The 22,305-nt window shown below is 31.6% G+C and carries 16 protein-coding genes; all 16 read right to left on the bottom strand.

Annotated elements, in window-relative coordinates:
• Window positions 1-871: 871 nt before the first annotated feature.
• Complete coding sequence (locus RWL85_RS01795; protein WP_314084220.1) at window positions 872-1,798, bottom strand: helix-turn-helix transcriptional regulator; 927 nt, start codon at window positions 1,796-1,798, stop codon at window positions 872-874.
• A 180-nt stretch (window positions 1,799-1,978) separates the two neighbouring features.
• Window positions 1,979-2,908 (bottom strand): helix-turn-helix transcriptional regulator, encoded by a 930-nt coding sequence (locus RWL85_RS01790; RefSeq protein WP_314084219.1) that lies wholly within the window; start codon window positions 2,906-2,908, stop codon window positions 1,979-1,981.
• A gap of 90 nt (window positions 2,909-2,998) precedes the next feature.
• Window positions 2,999-3,925 carry a helix-turn-helix transcriptional regulator gene (locus RWL85_RS01785; protein WP_314084217.1) on the bottom strand — a complete coding sequence of 309 codons (927 nt, stop codon included), beginning with the start codon at window positions 3,923-3,925 and terminating at the stop codon, window positions 2,999-3,001.
• Window positions 3,926-4,225: 300 nt separating this feature from the next.
• Window positions 4,226-5,512 (bottom strand): adenylosuccinate synthase, encoded by a 1,287-nt coding sequence (locus RWL85_RS01780; RefSeq protein ID WP_314084215.1) that lies wholly within the window; start codon window positions 5,510-5,512, stop codon window positions 4,226-4,228.
• A gap of 243 nt (window positions 5,513-5,755) precedes the next feature.
• Window positions 5,756-7,411, bottom strand: coding sequence for a formate--tetrahydrofolate ligase (locus RWL85_RS01775; protein ID WP_314084213.1), 1,656 nt, complete (start codon window positions 7,409-7,411; stop codon window positions 5,756-5,758).
• A 39-nt stretch (window positions 7,412-7,450) separates the two neighbouring features.
• Window positions 7,451-8,755 (bottom strand): adenylosuccinate lyase, encoded by a 1,305-nt coding sequence (gene purB / locus RWL85_RS01770; protein ID WP_314084211.1) that lies wholly within the window; start codon window positions 8,753-8,755, stop codon window positions 7,451-7,453.
• Window positions 8,756-8,804: 49 nt separating this feature from the next.
• Complete coding sequence (gene purD, locus RWL85_RS01765) at window positions 8,805-10,040, bottom strand: phosphoribosylamine--glycine ligase (RefSeq protein WP_314084223.1); 1,236 nt, start codon at window positions 10,038-10,040, stop codon at window positions 8,805-8,807.
• 1 nt (window position 10,041) lies between these two features.
• Window positions 10,042-11,562 carry a bifunctional phosphoribosylaminoimidazolecarboxamide formyltransferase/IMP cyclohydrolase gene (purH, locus tag RWL85_RS01760; protein WP_314084209.1) on the bottom strand — a complete coding sequence of 507 codons (1,521 nt, stop codon included), beginning with the start codon at window positions 11,560-11,562 and terminating at the stop codon, window positions 10,042-10,044.
• Window positions 11,559-12,122: a phosphoribosylglycinamide formyltransferase gene (gene purN, locus RWL85_RS01755; protein WP_314084208.1), complete on the bottom strand. Its 564-nt coding sequence runs from the start codon at window positions 12,120-12,122 to the stop codon at window positions 11,559-11,561. Before purN ends, purH begins: the two co-directional genes overlap by 4 nt.
• Complete coding sequence (gene purM / locus RWL85_RS01750; RefSeq protein WP_314084207.1) at window positions 12,119-13,123, bottom strand: phosphoribosylformylglycinamidine cyclo-ligase; 1,005 nt, start codon at window positions 13,121-13,123, stop codon at window positions 12,119-12,121. Before purM ends, purN begins: the two co-directional genes overlap by 4 nt.
• Complete coding sequence (gene purF, locus RWL85_RS01745; protein WP_314084204.1) at window positions 13,123-14,574, bottom strand: amidophosphoribosyltransferase; 1,452 nt, start codon at window positions 14,572-14,574, stop codon at window positions 13,123-13,125. Before purF ends, purM begins: the two co-directional genes overlap by 1 nt.
• The gene (gene purC / locus RWL85_RS01740; protein WP_314084202.1) at window positions 14,567-15,268 is read right to left on the bottom strand and encodes a phosphoribosylaminoimidazolesuccinocarboxamide synthase; all 702 of its coding nucleotides are present in this window, start codon (window positions 15,266-15,268) and stop codon (window positions 14,567-14,569) included. Before purC ends, purF begins: the two co-directional genes overlap by 8 nt.
• Entirely contained in the window at window positions 15,268-18,945 is a 3,678-nt protein-coding gene (locus tag RWL85_RS01735) for a phosphoribosylformylglycinamidine synthase (RefSeq protein ID WP_314084201.1), read from the bottom strand. The genes purC and RWL85_RS01735 overlap by 1 nt, the downstream gene beginning before the upstream one ends.
• Entirely contained in the window at window positions 18,938-19,981 is a 1,044-nt protein-coding gene (locus tag RWL85_RS01730; protein WP_314084199.1) for an ATP-grasp domain-containing protein, read from the bottom strand. The genes RWL85_RS01735 and RWL85_RS01730 overlap by 8 nt, the downstream gene beginning before the upstream one ends.
• On the bottom strand, window positions 19,978-20,454 hold the full coding sequence (gene purE / locus RWL85_RS01725) for a 5-(carboxyamino)imidazole ribonucleotide mutase (RefSeq protein WP_314084197.1): 477 nt from the start codon (window positions 20,452-20,454) through the stop codon (window positions 19,978-19,980). Before purE ends, RWL85_RS01730 begins: the two co-directional genes overlap by 4 nt.
• A 299-nt stretch (window positions 20,455-20,753) precedes the next feature.
• Complete coding sequence (locus RWL85_RS01720; RefSeq protein ID WP_314084196.1) at window positions 20,754-22,127, bottom strand: glycine--tRNA ligase; 1,374 nt, start codon at window positions 22,125-22,127, stop codon at window positions 20,754-20,756.
• Window positions 22,128-22,305: the final 178 nt, after the last annotated feature.

Below are 22,305 nucleotides of genomic sequence, written 5' to 3'. Positions count from 1 at the left end.
ATTTGTACATTTTTATTTTGTCAAAACTGTACATTCTTATTTTATCATTCTCACATAAACTTCTAAACTTTCATTAAAAAACGTATTAAATTTGAAAATTAATAATACTATTTGTCATGCGAAAACGTGAGTTAATAATTTCTTACTATTTTCAAAACTAAATACTTTTTTAATTAAACCTTTTCTTAATTTCGTGTAATTATTATTCATAGCTTCTTCATCTTAAAATTATTTCTTACCGAAACATTTAATAATTTAAAATGACTGCTTATTTTTTAACAGTCTGTACGCCAATACACTAAAAGTTATTTTTGTTTCAAGATAGTTAATAATTTTAAAAATTCAGATGCTAATTAATAATAATATACTTCAGATAATAAAACATTCCTCCTTAATTTCTTTATACGTATATTTTACCATAGTTTTCTTTAGTTTACGTATTTTGCGAAGAAATTGTCATATTATGCACTATTTATATATTTTTGGTATTCATATTAAAAGAATTAATGACAAATCTGTCGTGTGAAATCAAAAAAATGTCAAGGATATGATATATATTCATGTTTTTTAAATAAAGAAAACATCTATTTCTTTTTTTTCGTAAATACTTTCCTTCATCTAAGTATTTAAGTAATAAATATACAACTATATTTATTTAACATAATTTTACCATATCAAATATTGATTTACATATTTTAGTATTAATCTGTCACATTCTTGAAAAATACAATACTATTTTTATATCATTTTTGAATTTTATGACAGATATGTCGTGTAATATCGTGACATTTATACTTTAAACAAAGAAAAGAGATTAGTTTGATATTATTTTTAACTAATCTCTTTAAATTATTATTAAATGCCTATAGGATTAAAAATCAAATTCAACACCTGTTTTATTTAATTCATTAAACTCTATATACCTTTTATCCCTTAGATTTTTTAAAGAATCATCACCTTCGTATTCAATTACACAATCTAGATATTTCATATAAGCATTAGCCATTTTTACACCCTCTATTTTATTTTGAGCTAAATATGTTTTAGTTAACATAACCTTCATAGCCCTTGCATATATAGGTGCATATACTCCTATAGATTTTCTATGGATTTCTATTGCCTTTTTACAATGTTTTTCGGCATCACTATAAAATTTATTTTTCAATAAAAATAAAGTACAAGATGCTATAATCTCTGAATACTGAACATCAAAAATTTCATCGTAACAATTTTTATATACAATATTATTAATACAATCTTCGATTATTCTATTTACAAATTCTCTAGGAAAATCTTCTAAAGAACTCTTATGCAATATAATTTTTAGTGCAATTATTTCATTCCAACCGAACTTTCCTATATTTTTTAAGTGAGCTATAATAATTTGTCTATTTTCTAACAGTAAATCAGACGTTTCATGTTTCCAATCACATATAGTTAAAAACTGTTCAACTAATACTCTTCCTGTAAGTGAGACATTATCATTTTTTAACCATTTTATACATTCTGAAACCACTTTAGATTTATTTGATTCTTCTACATATTTCATTAATTTTTCTATAAATATGTCATCTTTATTTTTGTAGTTCTCATGAAAATATTTATAGTAATCAAGATATCCCAAATCACAATTATCAAGTAATTTATCAAAAACTGCCAAAGTTATACCAGTCTCATCAGCTTCGAAACGCATTAATGTTCTTGTAGAGACTACCCCCTTTGCCACATCTTTTAATTTATGACCTCTTTCTTCTCTTAGCTTTTTAAATATTTTCCCGTGGATATTATTTTCGCTCATTTTTATCTCCTCATAAACAACTATAACATTATAATATTTAGCACGATAATCTAAATTTTTATATTTTTAATAAATTCATTTTTAATCGATACTTACTAAAATTAGTTCATATAACCCTTTTTATTTAATTTAATATTTAATCACAGTACCAAACTATATTTTATATAAACTCGACCTAACTTAAAAATCAAAGCTAATACCTGTCTTATTCAATTCATAAAATTCCTTATGTAGCGCATCTCTACTAAGTTTATATTCAGATAAATCGTCAAACTCTATTACTGCTTCTAAATATTTCATATATTTATTTGCCATTTCAACACCCTCTACTTTATTCTGACTAAGATATATTTTAGGCAATAATACACCTTTAATATGTCTAATAAAGAGTATTACATACGGTAATGATCTTTTTTCATTAAGTATTTTCAAAGCTTTATTACAGTATTTTTCGGCTCTCTCAAGCTCTCCATTTCTAGTTAAAAAACCAACACCATTTATCAGTATGTCAATATAATATGTACCTAGAATTTGATCATATTGGTTTTCAGGAACCAAATACTCCATTCCCTCTTCAATTATTCTACTCACATAATCAATTGAAAAATCTTCTACTGTTGCAGTACTAAGTATTAATAAGAAAGCTAAGAGTTCATTAAGACTGAATCTTCCTATATTTTTTAGATGTTCTTTAACTATTCTTTCATTCTCTAATAATAATTCAGAATTACGTTCCCATCTAATTTTAAAAAGGAAAAACTCTATAAAAACTCTTAATTCAAAAGAAACTTCATCTCGTTTTAATAATTTTATCGACTCCGTAACTAAACCAGATCTATTCGATTCAGATAATAATTTCAAAAATTTTTCGGATAATATTTCAGTTTCACTTTTGTGATTTTTGTGAAGATATCCAAAATAATCAATATATCCAATACCACAATTATTTAACAATCTATCAAACGTCGCTAATGTTACACTTGTCTCATCAGCTTCAAAACGTATCAATGTTCTCGTTGATATTACATCACCTGCAACATCTTTTAATTTTAAACCTCTATCTTCTCTTATTCTCTTAAAAATATTTCCGTGAATATTAAACTCTTGCACTGTTTATCTCCTCTCTAAATATAATTAAATAAAAATTAATCTTTAAATTACACTAAGTAATTAGTATTATTATATAACATCTTAATATTACTAGAATTCAATATCAATACCTGTTTTATTTGCTTCACTAAAACTTTTATAAACAATGTCTCTTAAACGTTTATAATAAGCATCATCCGTAATTTCCGCAACAATGTTTTTATATTTTAAAACCTTATTAGCAAGAGCAATACCTTCTTTTTTATTTTGGCGTAAATATGCTATAGCTAAGATGCTCATTACGTCGGCATAATAATTTATTTTTTCTATTAACAATGGTTGTCCATCAAAAAGTTCAATTGCCTCCTTACATCTTTTTTCAACTAATTCATAATAACCATTTCTTGATAAAAATGCTAATGATGAAATTAATAAATTACAATATGCCCCACCAACGTATTGATTCAGATAATTCCTAACAGGAATATTTTGTAAACACTCTTCAATAATTCTATCAATATATTCAACTGAATACTCTTCTCGTGAAGCGGAATATATTAAAAATTTAAGTCCGGACATTTCATTCCAACCTAATTTATTAGTTGACTCAATTATCTCCCTAATTATTCTCTTATTATTATCAAATAATTCTCTATCTTCTTTCCAACCCACTGCTTGTATAGTCGATAAAATATCTAGTCTTTTTGATAGTTCAATATTTTTTTTCTTTAGTTCCTTTTTACATTCATTTACTATCTTTGATGGAGAACCAGATTGTAGATATTCATTAATTTTTTTTGAAAATTCAGAAGTTTCTATGTTAGCATTGTCATAGTAATATACTAAATAATCTAGAAACTCTATACCACAATTTTCCAATAATTTCTCAAAAACTGCAATTGAAATACTAGTTTCATCAGTTTCAAAGCGCATTAATGTTCTCGTAGAGATTACATCGCCTGCGACATCTTTTAACTTATATCCTCTCTCCTCTCTTAGTTTTTTAAAAATACTTCCATGCAAATTCTTCTTATTCATTCCTTATCTCCTAAACTTTAATATTAAGAATAATTTATACCTATTTTCTTCTATAAATAAATAAATTAAAGATTATTAAAATAGTCTTTTTTAATATATTTTACCATTAAATTAATACTTATTTTAATTACGTGACAAATACGTCATATTCTAATATATTCTCTTTATATATATAAAAACAACTACTCTATGTGACATATTCGTCACATGAAAATTGATAGTTTTATAGACTAACTTTAATAAAATAAACTTCGAGGCATAATTCTCTACACCTCGAAGTTCATCTATATTTTTTTTAAATTAATTCCATAAATCTTCTAGTAAGTGAGTTTGAGTTCTGTCTGGTCCAGTAGAGAATACAGAGATTTTAACACCTACTAATTCTTCGATTTTTTCTAAATATTTTCTTGCATTTTCAGGAAGCTCATCCAGAGACGTTACCCCTGTGATATCTTCATCAAAGCCTGGTAATGTTTCATAGATTGGTTTACAATCTTTAATGATATTTTCGTTTGCTGGGTATTCTGTAAGAATTTCACCTTTATAGTCATAAGCTGTACAGATTTTAATTTCTTTAAGACCAGAAAGTACATCTAGACAGTTTACTGACAGATTAGTCATTCCTGATACACGAGCTGAATGACGCATTACTACAGTATCAAACCATCCAATACGACGTGGACGTTTTGTAACAGTTCCATACTCATTACCGATTTCACGAATTCTAGAACCAATTTCATCGAATAATTCCGTTGGGAATGGTCCATCTCCTACACGAGAAGTATAAGCTTTTGAAATTCCTAATACTTTAAGACCATTTGTTGGTACAAATCCATTACCTACTGTGATTCCACCAGCAGATGGATTAGATGATGTAACATATGGGTATGTACCGTGATCGATGTCTAACATTACCCCTTGTGCACCTTCAAATAAGATATTTTTATTTTCATTTTGTGCATCTTCTAGTACTTTAGAAGTATCAGTAACATATTGTGCTAATTGTTTTCCATATTCGAAATATTCATTGAAAATCTCTTCTACTGTGAATCCTTCAGTTTCATAGATTTTTTCGAATAGTTCATTTTTTTCTTTCAGATTTTGTTCTAATTTTTTCTTGAATAGATCAGCATCTAATAGATCGGCAATACGGATACCACAACGTTTATATTTATCTACATAACACGGTCCGATACCTTTTTTAGTAGTACCAATTTTGTTTTCTCCACGACGCGCTTCTTCGACCTCATCAAGTTTTAAGTGGTATGGTAATACTACGTGTGCTCTATTCGAGATTCTTAGACCATTACAAGTTACTCCACTTTCTTTAAGTCTATCGATTTCACTACAAATCCATTTAGGATCTACAACAAGACCATTTCCGATAATTGAAAGTTTTTCTTCATTAAAAATTCCAGATGGGATTAATTGAAGTTTGTAAGTTTTTCCATCGAACTTAATAGTATGTCCTGCGTTGTTACCCCCTTGATAACGAGCAATTACATCAGCACGTTCTGCTAAAAAGTCGGTAATTTTACCTTTACCTTCGTCTCCCCATTGTGAACCTACTACTACGATTATTGACATAAGTTACGCCTCCTGAAAGCAAATATTTTTTCCATTAATAATTATATCATAAATACAGACGTTTACAACCATTTTTTATAAAAAACTAGAAATAATCGTACAATAAAGTATATTTTCTCAGGTTGTTCACTTTTATGCGTTTCCATTAAAAACTATTATCAATACTATAAAAAACTCAAAAATTAGTTTATACCAATTTTCAAGTTTTTTATAACTATATTTTAATCTGTCGTATATTTTATATTAGAAGATTCCAACTATTGTTTCTGTTTCTTCATCGATATCAATATTTAATGCACTTGGTACTTTTGGAAGTCCTGGCATTGTTAGTACTTTGTTCGCATATGCTACTACGAATCCAGCACCACTACGTAATTTAACATCATTGATAGTAATGTTAAATCCTGTAGGACGACCTTTAATCTTCGCATTATCTGTTAATGAAGCTGGTGTTTTCGCCATACATACTGGTAGATGCTTGAATCCAAGTCTTTCGATTCTTTCGATTTCAGCTTTAACTTCATCAGATAAGTTAACTCCATCAGCCCCGTAAATTTCACGACATACTGTTTCGATTTTTTCAGTAATTGAAGCTTCATCTTTGTATAATAATTGTAGTTCTTTGTCATTTTCTTCAACAGCTTTTACCACTTTTTCTGCTAGGTCTACTCCACCAAGTCCACCTTTTTCCCATACTTCTGTACGAGATAATTCTACGCCTCGTTCTTTTGCCCAGTTTTCTAAGAATGCTAATTCTTTTTCTGTATCAGTAACAAAGACATTTAGAGCTACTACTATAGGTAAATTGAATTTACGTAAGTTTTCGATGTGTTTTTCTAAGTTTTGAACACCTTTAGCTAATGCTTCTAAGTTTTCTTCTTTTAGATCTTTTTCTTCAATGTCACCGTGTAATTTTAATGCTTTAACAGTAGCAACTACAACTGCTGCTTTTGGTTTAAGACCTGCTTTACGACATTTAATGTTTAAGAATTTCTCAGCTCCTAGGTCAGCTCCAAATCCTGCTTCTGTAATTACGTAATCAGCGAATTTTAAAGCTGTTTTTGTAGCTAAGATTGAATTACATCCGTGTGCAATGTTAGCGAATGGTCCACCGTGAATAATCGCTGGGTTATTCTCTAACGTTTGAACAATATTCGGTTTAATTGCATCTTTTAATAATGAAGTTATAACACCTTCAATTTTCAAATCTTTTAGGTAAACTGGTTCACCTTTTTTATTGTAAGCTACAAGGATATTGCTTAATTTTTCTTTAAGATCAGCAATACCTTCTGATAGACATAAGATAGCCATTACTTCACTAGCTACAGTAATATCAAATCCGTCAAGACGCTCTAGGTCAGTTCCTGCATTAACTTTAACATGACGTAAATCACGAGCATTCATATCCATAACACGGTTAAAGACGATTTTATCTATTTCTAATTCGTTTCCTTGGAATACGTGGTTGTTTACTAATACTGCGATTGCATTGTGAGCTGTAGTAATAGCGTGCATATCTCCAGTAAAGTGAAGATTAATGTCTTCCATTGGTACAACCTGTGCATATCCTCCACCAGCTGCTCCACCTTTTCTTCCTAATACAGGACCTAAAGATGGTTCACGTAGTGCTACACAAGATTTTTTTCCGATTCTATTTAATCCATCAGATAAACCGATAGTTACAGTACTTTTCCCTTCCCCACTTGATGTTGGGTTAATAGATGTAACTAATACTAGTTTTGCATCTTCATTAATATCTTTTTTAATATTTTTAGTTTGTATTTTTGCTTTATGATTTCCGTATAATATTAAATCTTCTTCTTTAATCCCTAATTTACCTGCTACTTCAGCAATATGTTTCTTTTCACATTCATTTGAAATTTGAAAGTCTGACTTCATTTAATCTACCTCTTTTCCTCTTGAGTTTATTTATTATTTTTAATCTTCTAAACCTGGTATACGTTTATAAATTTTATCAATATTTACAAGGTGTACATTTAGATCGAAACAACTATCTAATACGTCTTTAGAAACTGTATTTTTAATAGTTTCGTTTTCTTCTAGAAGCTCTCTAAATGGAATACCTTCGAACCACGATTTCATCGCTAATGGTTGTACTAAATCGTACGCTTCTTCACGTGAGAATGAGTATTTTTCAATAAGATTACTCATAGTTCTTTGAGCGAAGATTACACCATTAGTTGCATAAATATTTTTAATCATATTATCAGTAAATACTGTTAGATTTTTCACAACATTAGTAAATCTATTTAACATATAATCTAATAATGTCGTTGCGTCACTACTTAAGATTCTTTCCGCACTTGAGTGAGAAATATCACGTTCATGCCATAGCGGAATATTTTCATAAGCTGCAAACATATATCCACGCATGATTCTAGCACATCCTGCCATGTTCTCACTTGAAATCGGATTACGTTTATGAGGCATTGCACTTGAACCTTTTTGATTTTTCGAGAAGAATTCTTCTGCTTCTCTTACTTCTGTACGTTGTAGGTGACGAATTTCCACCCCAATTTTTTCGATTGAACTTGCGATTAATGCTAACGTTGCATAGTAATCTGCATGTCTATCACGTTGAAGAGTTTGTGTTGAGATATTACTTGATTCAATTCCTAATTTTGCACAAACATAGTCTTGAACTTCTGGTGGTGTATTTGAGAATGTACCTACAGCTCCAGATATTTTCCCTACTTCGATAATTTTTCTAACTTCGTTGAAACGTTTAATATGACGATTAAATTCATCATAATAAAGAGCAAATTTTAATCCAAAACTACTAATATCAGCGTGCACTCCGTGAGTACGTCCGATACAAGGTGTGAATTTATATTGTAATGCTTTTTCTTTTAATACTTCTTGGAAGTTTAGTAAATCTCTATAAAGTATATCATTAGCTTGTTTGTATAAATATCCATAAGCAGTATCAACAACATCAGTAGATGTTAATCCATAGTGCACCCATTTTTTCTCATCACCTAGATAACTTGAAACATTACGAGTGAAAGCTACGATATCATGTTTTGTTTCTTTTTCTAATTCTAAAATTCCTGGTAGGTCAAATTTTGCATTAGCGAATAATTTCTCAACATCTTCTTTTGGGACAACACCTAATGTACTCCAAGCTTCTGTTGCATAAAGCTCTACTTCTAAATATGCTTTAAAACGATTTTCATCGCTAAAGATATTACGCATTTCTTCTCTACTATATCTTTCAATCATTGCAATAATCTCCTGATGTTCTATTTTTCAATCGGTTTATTTAAAAATACTATAAAGATAAATGACCGATATCTTTTCTGTAAAATAGTTCTTCACATTCTATTTTTACTATTTCATTATACACTTTTTTATATGCATCTTGCAAGGTCTTTCCACTAGCGCAAACTAATAATACACGACCACCATTAATTACTATATCATCACCAACACGCTTAGTTCCCATATGGAATACTGGTGTAGTTACTTTATCTAATCCATTTATAACAGCACCTTTTTCACTGTGTTCAGGATAACCTTTCGCTGCCATTACAACACCGATAAATGCATCTTCACTCCATTTCAACTCTACTTCTTTACCATCTATAATATTGTTTGCTATTTCATATAAATCACTTTCTAATGATAGAAGTAATATTTCACTTTCTGGATCACCAAAACGAACGTTAAATTCAATAGTTTTTATTCCGTCATGACATTTCATAAGTCCTGCATATAATATTCCGTAAAATGGCATTCCTTCATCACTCATAGCATCAACCATAGGTTGAACTACATTTCTAACTCCTTCATCAATGTCATCTTGAGTAATTTTCTTAAGTGGTAGATATGCTCCCATACCTCCAGTATTTAAACCTTCATCATTATCAAATGCTCGTTTATGATCTTGAGCAATTTCCATTGGATAAACTTTTCTATCAGAGACAAAGCACATAAGCGAGAATTCTTCACCTTGTAAGAATTCCTCAATAACAACACTAGACCCAGCTTTATTGAATTTTGCATTACACATCATTTCTTTAAGTTCATGTTGCGCTTCTTCTAAAGTATTTGCTATTATTACACCCTTACCTGCTGCTAGTCCATCTGCTTTAAGAACTATAGGTGCTTTTTGCTTGCTTAAATACTCTTTTGCTTGTTCATAATCATTGAAACTTTCATATTTTGCTGTCGGAATATTGTATTTTCTCATCATCATTTTCGAGAAGACTTTACTTCCTTCTAGTTGTGCTGCAAGCTTAGATGGTCCAAAGGCACGGATACCTTCTTTTTGAAGCTCATCTACTAAACCATTAACTAATGGCACTTCAGGCCCAACGAAAACAAGATCGATACTATTTGTTTTTGCATAGCTTGGTATTTGGTCTTCTGTTAATGCTACGCATACTCCAAATTCTTCAACTGCAGGGTTAATTCCTGCCATATGTACTTCGTGACCTTCTTTATGAAATTTATAAGCGATAGCGTGCTCTCTACCGCCGCTTCCTACTACTAATACTTTAGCCATATTAGTGTTTAAAGTGGCGTATTTTGCTGAAGACCATCGCCACACCTTTCTCATTACATGCATCTATGCTTTCTTGATCTCGTATAGATCCTCCTGGTTGCACTATCGCGGCAATACCATAATCAGCTGCAATATCAGCACTATCTCTCATCGGGAAGAATGCATCAGAAGCTAGCACTGCACCTCTTGCTTTTTCCCCTGCTTGTTCTAAAGCTATTCTACATGAACCTACTCTATTCATTTGACCAGCACCTATTCCTAGTGTTTGTCCATTTTTTACTACTACTATTGCGTTTGACTTAACATGTTTTACTACTTTTAAACCAAACTCAATATCTCTTTGTTGACTTTCATCAACTTTTTTCTCAGTTACACCTTCATATTCATCAGCAAGTTGATCGTTAAAACCTTGTACTAAGATTCCACCACGAACACTTTTAATTTGTTGTTCATGATTATTATTTTTTTCTGACAGTTTATAGATACGTAGATTTTTCTTCTTAGTTAATATCTCTAACGCTTCTTCATCATAATCTGTTGCTAGTATAATTTCTAAAAAGATACTGTGCATTTTTTCAGCAGTTTCTTTATCTACTTTTCCATTTACTGCAACAATTCCTCCAAAAATTGATACAGGATCCGCTTCATATGCGCGACTATATGCTTCAAATACAGAATTTCCTGTTGCTACACCACATGGGTTCATATGTTTAACAGCAACACATGTAGTTTCATCAAACTCTGCAAGAATATCCAGTGCTGCAGAAGCATCTTGAATATTATTGTATGACATTTCCTTACCATGAAGTTGCACAGCATTTTGTAAAGCATAGCTTTCATTATTATCTTGTACGTAGTGATATGCTTTTTGATGAGGATTTTCCCCATAACGAAGACTATCTTGAAGTTTATACGATAATGTTAATTTTTCAGGTACTAAATTATCTTTTTTATTAAAGTAATTTGCGATAGCAGCATCGTAACTTGCAGTAGTATTAAATACTTTAATCGCTAAAGCACGACGTGTTTCATACGTTATTCCACCTTTTTCAAGCTCTTCTAGAACTTTTTCATAGTCATTGATATCAGTAACTACTGCTACGTCATTGAAGTTTTTAGCCGCACTTCTTAGCATACTAGGACCACCGATATCAATATTTTCGATAATTTCCTCTTCACTAACTCCTTCTTTTTTTACAGTAGCTTCAAATGGATATAAATTTACACAAACTAAGTCAATATATTCAATATTATTTTCAGCTACATGTTTATTATGAAGTTCATTACCACGTTTTGATAATAGACCTCCATGAATTTTAGGATGCAAAGTTTTTACACGCCCTTCTAAAATTTCTGGAAAATGCGTAACATCCTCAATGCTAATACAACTTACTCCGTTATTTTTCAAATGAGTATAAGTTCCACCTGTACTAATAACTTCGAAACCATGTTTTTCTAAACCTTTTGCAAATTCTACAATATTTGTTTTATCACTTACACTTATTAACGCTCTTTTTGTCATAGTGCCTCCTCAACTAAATTCAATATTACTTCTGGATATAATTTATGTTCTAGCTTATGTACTTTTTCAGTAACAGTTTCTAAAGTATCTTCATCTGAAACTTCAAATGATCTTTGAGCGATTACTTCTCCACCATCAAGTTCTTCATTTACATAATGAATACTAATTCCTATTTCTTTTTCGCCTGCATTAAAAGCTTGTTCGATAGCATCCTTCCCTTTAAATTTCGGTAAAAGGGATGGGTGAAGATTAAGAATAGTTTTTTTATATCTTTCTAAGAAAAATGGTGAAATAATTCTCATATATCCTGCTAAAAATATATAGTCTAAATCTTTAACTTTTTCTAATATTACACTTTCATATGCTTCTTTTGATTCAAAATCTTTTGCAGAGAATATAAATACTTTAATATTTCTATCATGTGCTTTTTTTATTACCGCTGCATTTTTTTTATCACATACTAAAAGCTCAATTGAAATTTTGTCTTTTAATCTTTCATCATCAGCAATTTTCTCAAAATTACTTCCTGTTCCTGATGCAAATATCGCTACTTTCTTCATACTATTTTTATTCCACTTTCATCTGTTACTTCTCCAAGGACAAACGCATTATCAATTAATGATAAAGTTTTATCTACGTCTTCCTTGTTCACTATTAATACCATACCTACACCCATATTGAAGATATGATACATTTCTTCCTCATCAATCTTACCTTTTTCTTGTAGATACTTGAATACTTCTGGTACTACATATGAACCTTTATCAATTTTCATACCTAAACCATCTTTAAGAGCACGAGGTAAATTCTCATGGAATCCTCCTCCAGTAATATGAGCTATTCCAGCTACTTTTACATCTTCTAAAACTTTTAGTACTTCTTTTACATAGATTTTAGTTGGTGTTAATAAGGTTTTTCCTACTGTACTTCCGTTAAATTCTTCATTTAAGCTAATATTATTATCTTTCAAAATTTTTCTTACTAAAGAGAATCCATTAGAATGTACTCCACTTGATGGAAGACCTATCACAACTTGACCTGCTTTTGTATTCTCTGTACTTAGTAATAGTTCTTTCTCTTGAGCTCCGACACAGAATCCAGCAATATCATATTCTCCATCTTCATAAAATCCTGCCATCTCAGCAGTCTCTCCACCGACTATCGCACATCCTGCTTGAACACAACCTTCAGCAACACCTTCAACTATCGCTTCTACTTGTTCAGGGTAGTTTTTACCTACAGCTAAATAATCTAAGAAGAATAATGGAATTGCACCTTGAGCCAGTATATCGTTGGCACACATCGCTACAACATCAATACCTATAGTGTTATGAATATCTAATTCGAATGCAAGTTTTAATTTAGTTCCAACACCATCAGTACCACTAACTAATACTGGATTTTTAAAGTTATAACTACTAAGGTCGAATGCTCCACCAAAACCACCTATTGCAGACATCATTCCTAAATTTTTTGTACGTGCTACATGTTTTTTTATACGTTCTACACTTTCATAACCTGCTTGTAGACTTACACCACTTTCTTCATACTTTTTACTCATTACATTCTACCTCTCTCTTTTAGAAATTGTTTTTGAATATCTGTCATAGAATTAACATAGCTTTCTTCATAGTCATATAGACCTGCTGAATAATCTCCGTTATAACACTCCATACATAAACCTGTATAAGGAGCATCATAATTTAAACCAATAGAATCTATCAATCCTTGTTCACTTAAGAAACCTAGTGAATCGGCTCCAATAATTTCACATATTTCTTCATTTGTTTTGTTAGCTGAAATAAGTTCTTCTGTAGTAGATATATCTATTCCATAAAAACTTGGGAACATAAGTGGTGGACAAGCAATTCTTACGTGTACTTCTCTTGCTCCCGCTTCTTTTAGCAATTGAACTATTCTCTTACTAGTAGTCCCTCGTACAATCGAATCATCAACTAAGACAATACTCTTACCTTGAACTACACCTCTAACCGCTGATAGTTTCATTCTTACACCTTGTTCACGAAGTTCTTGAGTAGGCTGAATGAATGTACGAGCTACATATTGATTTTTAATTAATCCCATTTCATATGGAAGTCCACTTTCTTCTGCATAACCACTGGCTGCTGATAACGATGAGTTAGGTACCCCAATTACCATATCAGCATCAGGTGTAGGTTGTTCTTTAGCAAGTGTACGTCCTGTTCTTTTTCTAGCACTATGTACGTTAATACCTGCAATGTTAGAGTCTGGTCTAGCAAAATACACATACTCCATCGCAGCTATAGCTACTTGTGTATTTTCAGTATATTTTTCAATTCTTATACCTTTATCATTAATAGTAACTAGCTCTCCAGCACCTACATTACACACAAACTCAGCACCGACTACATCTAGCGCACAAGTTTCACTCGCTGCAACGTACGCTCCATTTTTCATCTTACCTATCGCTAAAGGTCTGAAGCTATTTGGATCAACCGCACCATAAAGAGTTTTTTCAGTTAATACTAGATATGTAAAACCACCTTTAATAATATTTAAACTTTCTTTAAGTTGTTCTTTAAAAGTTTCTTTTTTACTTCTTCTAATAAGATGAATAAGTACTTCAGTATCAGAAGAAGAATGGAATATTGCACCTTGCTGTTCTAATTCTTTTTTTAGAGTTTTAGCATTAATCAAGTTACCATTGTGACAAATACCAACACTCATATCATAGAAATGAAATAGAAATGGTTGAATATTTTGAATGCTATTGCTTCCACTAGTCGCATATCTAACATGCCCAATAGCACTTTCTCCAACTAATCTTTCTAATTTTTCCTTATCGCGAAACACCTCAGAAACCAAACCTAGATCACGATGTCCTCTTAGTTTAGTACCTTCTTTAGATACTATTCCAGCCCCTTCTTGACCTCTATGTTGTAAACTATGTAAACCAAAGTACGTCACATTACTTGCTTCAGGATGTCCCCAAATACCAAATACTCCACATTCTTCATTAAGACTACGCATTTTTTAATCTCCTTAAAACTTCTTCATAAGCTTCCATTACTGAACCTAAATCTCTTCTAAATCTATCTTTGTCTAATTTTTCATTTGTATCCTTATCCCAAAGACGACATGTATCTGGAGAAATCTCATCAGCTAAGATAATTTCACCATCTTTAGTTTTTCCGAATTCAATTTTGAAATCGACAAGTACTAAGTTTGCATCTAAGTACAATTTTTGTAATAGTTCGTTGATTTTTAAAGCTTGATTTCTAATATTTTCTAACTCTTCTTCTGTAACGATTTCTAATGCCACTGCATGATCATTGTTAATTAGTGGGTCATTTAGTTCATCATTTTTATAACTTAGCTCAAAGACTGGTTTTTTTAATTTTTTTCCTTCTTCAAGTCCATATTTCTTCGCCATAGATCCTGCTACTATATTACGAACAATCACTTCTAAAGGTACTATCGTTACGTGCTTACAAATTTGGTCTGTTTCATTAACTTTTCTAATAAAGTGAGTTTTTACACCTTGTTTTTCTAGGTATTCAAAGATTAATGAAGTAATTGTATTATTGAATACTCCTTTACCTTCAAACTCTTCTTTTTTTACACCGTTGAAGGCAGTAGCACTATTTTTATAATGCACATATATTTCATCATTGTTTTCACATTCGAACAGTTGTTTTGCTTTTCCTTCGTATAAAAGTTTCATTATTTTTTTCCCCCTTTGAAGTAATTAACTCCATTTTTGAATATATCTTGTTTTACTTTTATTGTATTTGTTTTGTATAATGTAGCTCCGTATCTTTCGCTGTGTCCCATTTTTCCTAGAATAAGACCATCTTCACTAACTAATCCTTCAGTAGCTAGAACCGATCCGTTAGGATTGAAACGACCATTTAATGTAGCATTACCATCGAAATCACTATATTGGAAAGCGACAAGATGTTTAAATTTGTTAATATTAAGTCCTACTACTTTACCTTCACCATGACTGAACACTACTTCATGTTGATCTCCAATATTGAAATCTTGCAACCAAGGCGAGTTTGTATTAGCTACACGAGTAAAGGCTGTAGTCGAAATATGTTCATAACTATCATTTCTGTATAGTGTTAGGTCATCTTCTGCCACCTCTCTAACTTCACCGTATGGTAATAGCCCTGATTTTAGTAATGCTTGGAATCCATTACATACACCTAAGATTAATTTTTTCTGAGCAAGGTGTTTATGAATTGCATCCTTAACTTTTTCATTTTTTAAGAAGTTTACAATGTATTTAGCACTTCCATCTGGTTCATCCCCACTTGAGAATCCTCCAGGGAACATAATGATATGAGACTGTTCAATAGCTTTTGTGAATTCTTCTATCGATTGTTCAATATCATCTTCACGAGTATTTCTAATAACTACTGTAATAGGTGTAGCTCCAGCTTCTAAGAAGGCTTTTTCACTATCATATTCACAGTTTGTACCAGGGAATACTGGAATAACTACTTTTACTTCTTCTACATATTCTGGATAGTATTTTTTCTCTTTATATTCTGTATGAAGATTTTCAACATTACCTTTATCTTCATTTTGATATAATGGATAAACTTTATTTAGTGTTTTTGTGTATGCTTCGTAAATATCTTTATGCATAAACACTTCGTTATTAATTATAATTCTTTCACTAACTTTTCCTAATTTTTCAAACGGTAGTTCTACCGTTGCTTCTACTACAAGAGACGCTGGATCAAAGTTAAGAATATTTTCTTTTTCAACTTCAAAACCAAGATCATTACCAAGTGACATTTTCACTAATGAAGCCGCAATGCTTCCTTCTTCTTGGACATATGCAGATACTATCTTACCTTCTTTAATATATTTATGAACAAGTTCATAATTTTCTAACGTTTTCTTAATATCTGGATATCCTTTTTCATCTTTTTCTACAGGAACATAGTATAAACTATTACCAACTTGTTTAAGTTCAGGAGTAATTACATCAGCTATTTTTACAGGTGTACAAGCAAATGAAATTAATGTCTCAACTACATTTAAATCATTGAAAGTACCTGACATACTATCCTTACCACCGATACTTGGTCTACCAATTTCTTTTTGAGCGTAAATACTTCCTAATAAACTTTGAGTAACTTTACCCCATTTAGTACTATCAGTTCCTAATTTTTCGAAGTATTCTTGGAATGAGAAGTATAAGCTATCTTTATTTCCACCTACCGCGTATACTTTTGCTACTGATTCTAACACCGCATAAATAGACGATAGGAATGGTGAGTAGTAAGAAATTTTTGGAATAAATCCATAAGTTAAGATTGTAGCAGTATCACTTGTTATATGTAATGTCGGTAAAGCTTGAACACTCGCTTGAACAGGTGTAAGTTTATGTTTACCTGCAAAAGGCATAAGTACTGTAGTTACACCAATTGAAGAGTCAAATTTTTGAGCAAGACCTTTTTGACAAGTTACATTTAACTCACCTAATTCTCCAAGAATATTTTCACGAGTTACTTCTTTATTTAAGAATGGATTAGCTGCAGTATTATCTTTCATCGTTACTGTCGATTTTTGACGAACACCACTTGTTTCTAAGAAATCAGCACTCATATCAACAACTTTCTCATCGTTGTAATACATTTCTAATCTACGTCTATTAGTTATCGTAGCAACATGAGCGTATTCGATATTTTCTTTTTCACATTCACGAACAAATGTCTCATAATCTTTTTTATCTATCGCTACCGCCATACGTTCTTGAGATTCACTAGTTGCTAATTCTGTCGCATTTAAGCCTTGATATTTTGTAAGAACTTTTTCTAAATGAATTTCAATACCGTCAGAAAGTTCACCGATAGCTACACAAACACCACCAGCTCCAAAGTCATTACATTTTTTAACAAGTCTTGTAACTTCTGGTTTTCTAAATAAACGTTGTAATTTACGTTCTTCTGGAGCATTACCTTTTTGAACTTGGCTAGACATAGTATTTAATGAATCATTAGTATGTTCTACACTTGAGCCACTCGCGCCTTGAATACCATCACGACCAGTTCTACCACCAATCATTACAACGATATCACCATCGACAAGCGTTTCACGTTTATAATCTCCGTCCTTAACAGCTCCGACTACAGCACCAACTTCCATATGTTTAGCTACATAACTATCATCATATAATTCACGAACAAAAGTAGTCGCAAGTCCAATTTGGTTACCGTATGATGAGTTACCATGTGCAGTTCCTTTAGCTATATCTACTTGAGGAAGTTTGTGTTTTAAAGTATCCTCACGTTTTTGTAATACATTACCACTTCCTGAAATACGCATAGCTTGATATACGTAACTACGTCCTGATAGTGGGTCTCTAATAGCTCCCCCTATACAAGTACTTGCTCCCCCGAATGGTTCGATTTCACTTGGGTGGTTATGAGTTTCATTTTTGAATTGAATTAACCAACGTTCTTTTTCACCATTATTCTCTATAGTAGTAAAGAATGAACATGCATTAATTTCTTCACTTACTTCAATATTTTCATCTTTTAATACTTTTACATGATATTTACCGATAATACTCGCCATATCCATAAGAGTAATAGGTTTATCATTACGATCAAGTTCATCACGCACTTTTAAGTAATAATCAAATGCATCTTGCATCTCTTTTTGGAAAAGTTCTGACTCAATTTTAACTTCATCCAGTACAGTTTCAAATGTAGTGTGTCGGCAGTGATCACTCCAATAGCAATCTAATACATAGATTTCAGTTTCAGTTGGTACACGACCTTCTTTTTTAAAGTAATCTTGGATAAATACTAAGTCTTCAATATTCATCGCTAGAGAAAATTCTTTTTTAAGACCAAGTAACGAATCTTTGTCAAACTCTAAGAATCCAGCTAGATCTTTTAGTGGTTTTGGAGTAGAATCTAGTGTAAAATCAAGAATTGATAAATCTTTTTTACGAGCTTCAATAGGATTTACTAAGTAGTTTTCTACAAGTTCTAGTTGTTCATCTGTTAACTGTTTATTAAAAAGAACTAGCTTACCACTTCGTACAGTTGCTTTACTTTTTGAGTTAAGCAATCTTATGCTTTCTTTTGCGCTATCAGCTCTTTGATCGTATTGGGCAGGTAGGACTTCATAAGCAAAGTACTTCCCATCATTAAGCTCAACATCTTCAAATACTTCATCAACAACAATCTCAGAAAACACAGAAGTTTTAGCTAGTTCATAAGTTTCTTCATCAATATTAAAGACATCATAAATTACATACAACTCTACAGAGTCAAGTCCTAGATTAAACTCTAAGTTCAGGTTGTCTCTTAGCTGTAATTCTTCCTTATTATATCCATTACGTTTTTTTACAAAAATTCGTTTATTAGTCATGTTCTCCTCCTAAAATTACATCACCGTAAAAATTAATATGTCCTATTTTTCTATCTTGGCGCGGTTCTTTTTCATATAAGTGTAAGTAACCACCTTTGTTTTTATATACATCTATAAAATACTCTAAATCTTGACCAAGTATGTTATAAAGTGTCGTTTCTTTATTCTCTATTTTTCCGACTTTCAAGCCGCATATTGCCTCAATATGAGCTCTAAATTGACTCTTAGTGGCACTCTGCATCGTTATATGACCTGAATTGTGAACTCGCGGTGCTATTTCATTAAAAATCACCTTACCTTTACTTATAAAGAACTCAACAGTAAGTACTCCATAATAGTCAAAATTACTAAGAATTCTTTTTGTATACTCTATCGCAAGTGCCTCTTGTTCACTAGTTGCTGTAGTAGGAACTTTCGAGCGATACAAGATATTATTTCTATGTTCATTTTCTACTACTGCGACGATATTTACCTCATCTCTATCTTTCACCGCAACTACCGAGATTTCTTTATCAAGTTTAACGAACTCTTCTAATAAAGTATGTGGTTCTACTTCTTCACTAGAATTTATCTTTTTCTGACCTTTTCCATCATAACCAAAACGCACAGTTTTCATTAAATATGGCTTTGTTATTTCTACATTTGTATCTTCTTCTACATATATATAATCTACAGTTGGAATATCTAGTTTTTTAGCAAATTCTTTTTCATAATATCTGTGCTGAGTAGTTCTTAGCACTTCTGCACTTTGGACAATATTATACTTTTTCTCTAGCTTTTCTAAAGAAGCGGCATCGATATTTTCAAATTCAAAAGTAATGACATCACTTAATGAACATAACTTTTCAACACTTTCAAAATCATTGAACTCCGCTTGAATAAAGACATCGCTAAAAATTTTAGCACAACAGCTATCACTAGGATCTAGAATAGCAATTTTATAGCCCATCTCCTTAGCGCTCATAGCGAGCATTCTTCCTAGTTGACCACCACCGATTATTCCAATAGTTTTTCCTGGTAAAATTGTCTTAATCATAGTTTCATCTCTTCCAATACTATTCTTTCTTGTTCTTTCTTGAATTGTTCGTATTTATTAGCATACTTTTCATTAGTGATTCCTAGTATTGATAAGGCACTAATAGCCGCATTTTTCGCTCCAGCTACACCTATTGCCATAGTTAAGACCGGAACACCAGCAGGCATCTGAACTATCGAATACAATGAATCAACTCCACTAAGAACACTCGATTTAATCGGTACACCAATGACTGGTAATGTCGTCATAGAAGCAACCATCCCCGGAAGATGTGCCGCTCCTCCTGCCGCAGCTATAATTAAAGAATAGCCATTTTTTCTTGCATTCTTTGAAAATTCAACTAATAAATCTGGTGTCCTATGTGCACTTACTACTTTTTTATCAAAAGGAATTTCGAATTCTTCTAACAACTTACAAGTTTCTTCCATCGTTGTATAATCCGATTTCGAACCCATAATCACCGCAACTTTCATACTTTAAGCTCCTTTTTTTATTTAAATGTACGTGTTTTGATTAGATTTTTATATATCAGAATCTCATCGTACGTCTACAATTAAAATTATACTACTACTTAAATAATTTATCAAGTGCTATCTTTAGAAAAATCGGATATTAAGCAAATTTCTTCCGAAATTTTTAATAAAACAGGAACTTTTTTATTATTTATCTTTTAACTCAGTTAATTTCATAATTAAACAACAAACTTTTTATCTACATACTTTCTTAAACATAAAAATAAGCACCCAGAACTAACGTTCTGAGTGTTTATTTATTAGAATTTTATTTTTTCTTCGATATATTGTTTTAATTCAGCGATTGGAATACGAGTTTGTTCCATTGTATCTCTATCACGAACAGTTACCATTCCATCATTTTCTGATTCGAAGTCATAAGTGATACAGAATGGAGTACCAACTTCATCTTGTCTTCTATATCTCTTACCGATTGATCCAGTTTCATCAAAATCAACCATAAAGTCCGCTGCTAATTGTTGATATACTTCAACAGCTTTATCACTTAATTTTTTAGAAAGTGGTAAAACAGCCGCTTTATAAGGTGCTAACGCTGGGTGGAATTTTAGAACTGTACGAGTATCATTTTCCCCAACCTCTTCCTCATTATACGCATCACATAAGAATGCTAAAAGAACACGGTCAACCCCTACTGATGGTTCAATACAGTATGGAATGAATTTTTCATTTGTAGTTAGATCTTGATATGTTAAATCTTGACCAGAGTGTTCCATATGTTGTTTTAAATCGTAATCTGTTCTTGAAGCAATACCCCAAAGTTCTCCCCAACCGAATGGGAATTTAAACTCAATATCAGTAGTTGCGTTAGAATAGTGAGATAATTCTTCTTGATCATGATCACGAAGACGGATATTTTCTTTAGTCATACCTAAGTCTAATAAGAATTTCTCACAATTATTTTTCCAAGTTGCATGCCAATCTAGCTCCGTTCCTGGCTCACAGAAGAATTCTAATTCCATTTGTTCGAATTCACGAGTACGGAAGATAAAGTTACCTGGTGTAATTTCATTACGGAATGATTTTCCGATTTGTCCAATACCGAATGGTAATTTTTTACGCATACTACGTTGAACATTTTTGAAGTTTACAAAGATACCTTGCGCTGTTTCTGGACGTAGGTAAATTTGGCTCGTAGAGTTTTCTACTACACCTTGGTTAGTTTTGAACATAAGGTTAAATTGACGAATGTTTGTGTAATCATGGCTACCACATTCTGGACATTTAATGTTTTCACGATCAATAATAGCCTCTAGCTCTTCAAATGGAAGACCATCTACTACTACATCTTCATTTTTTTCATTAAAATAAAATTCTTCAATAAGTTTATCAGCACGAAGACGTGATTTACAAACTTTACAATCCATCATAGGATCACTGAAGTTACCTACGTGCCCTGATGCTTCCCAAGTACGAGGGTTCATGAAGATTGCTGCATCCAACCCAACATTATAAGGTGATTCTTGAACGAATTTTTTCCACCATGCTTTTTTTACATTATTTTTTAATTCTACACCAAGCGGACCGTAATCCCAAGTATTAGCTAATCCACCATAAATTTCAGACCCTTGAAATACGAATCCTCTGTTTTTTGCAAGAGATAAAATTTTCTCCATTATTTTTTCCTCCTAATTATTAAAATATAAAAAGCCCTAGACATGCCGTAGCACATCTAGGGACGAAATAATTTCCGCGGTTCCACCCTGATTAGTAAAAACTCAACTTTAACAATATTAAATTGTGAAAAATGCCAATATTGTTGCTGAACTTTCACCATCATCAGCTCGCTTACTT

Origin of the sequence: uncultured Gemella sp., assembly GCF_963515875.1 — a bacterium.
In the GTDB taxonomy this organism is placed as follows: domain Bacteria; phylum Bacillota; class Bacilli; order Staphylococcales; family Gemellaceae; genus Gemella.
The sequence above is the reverse complement of the archived record's forward strand: the minus strand, read 5'-3'. Positions and strand labels throughout refer to the sequence as shown.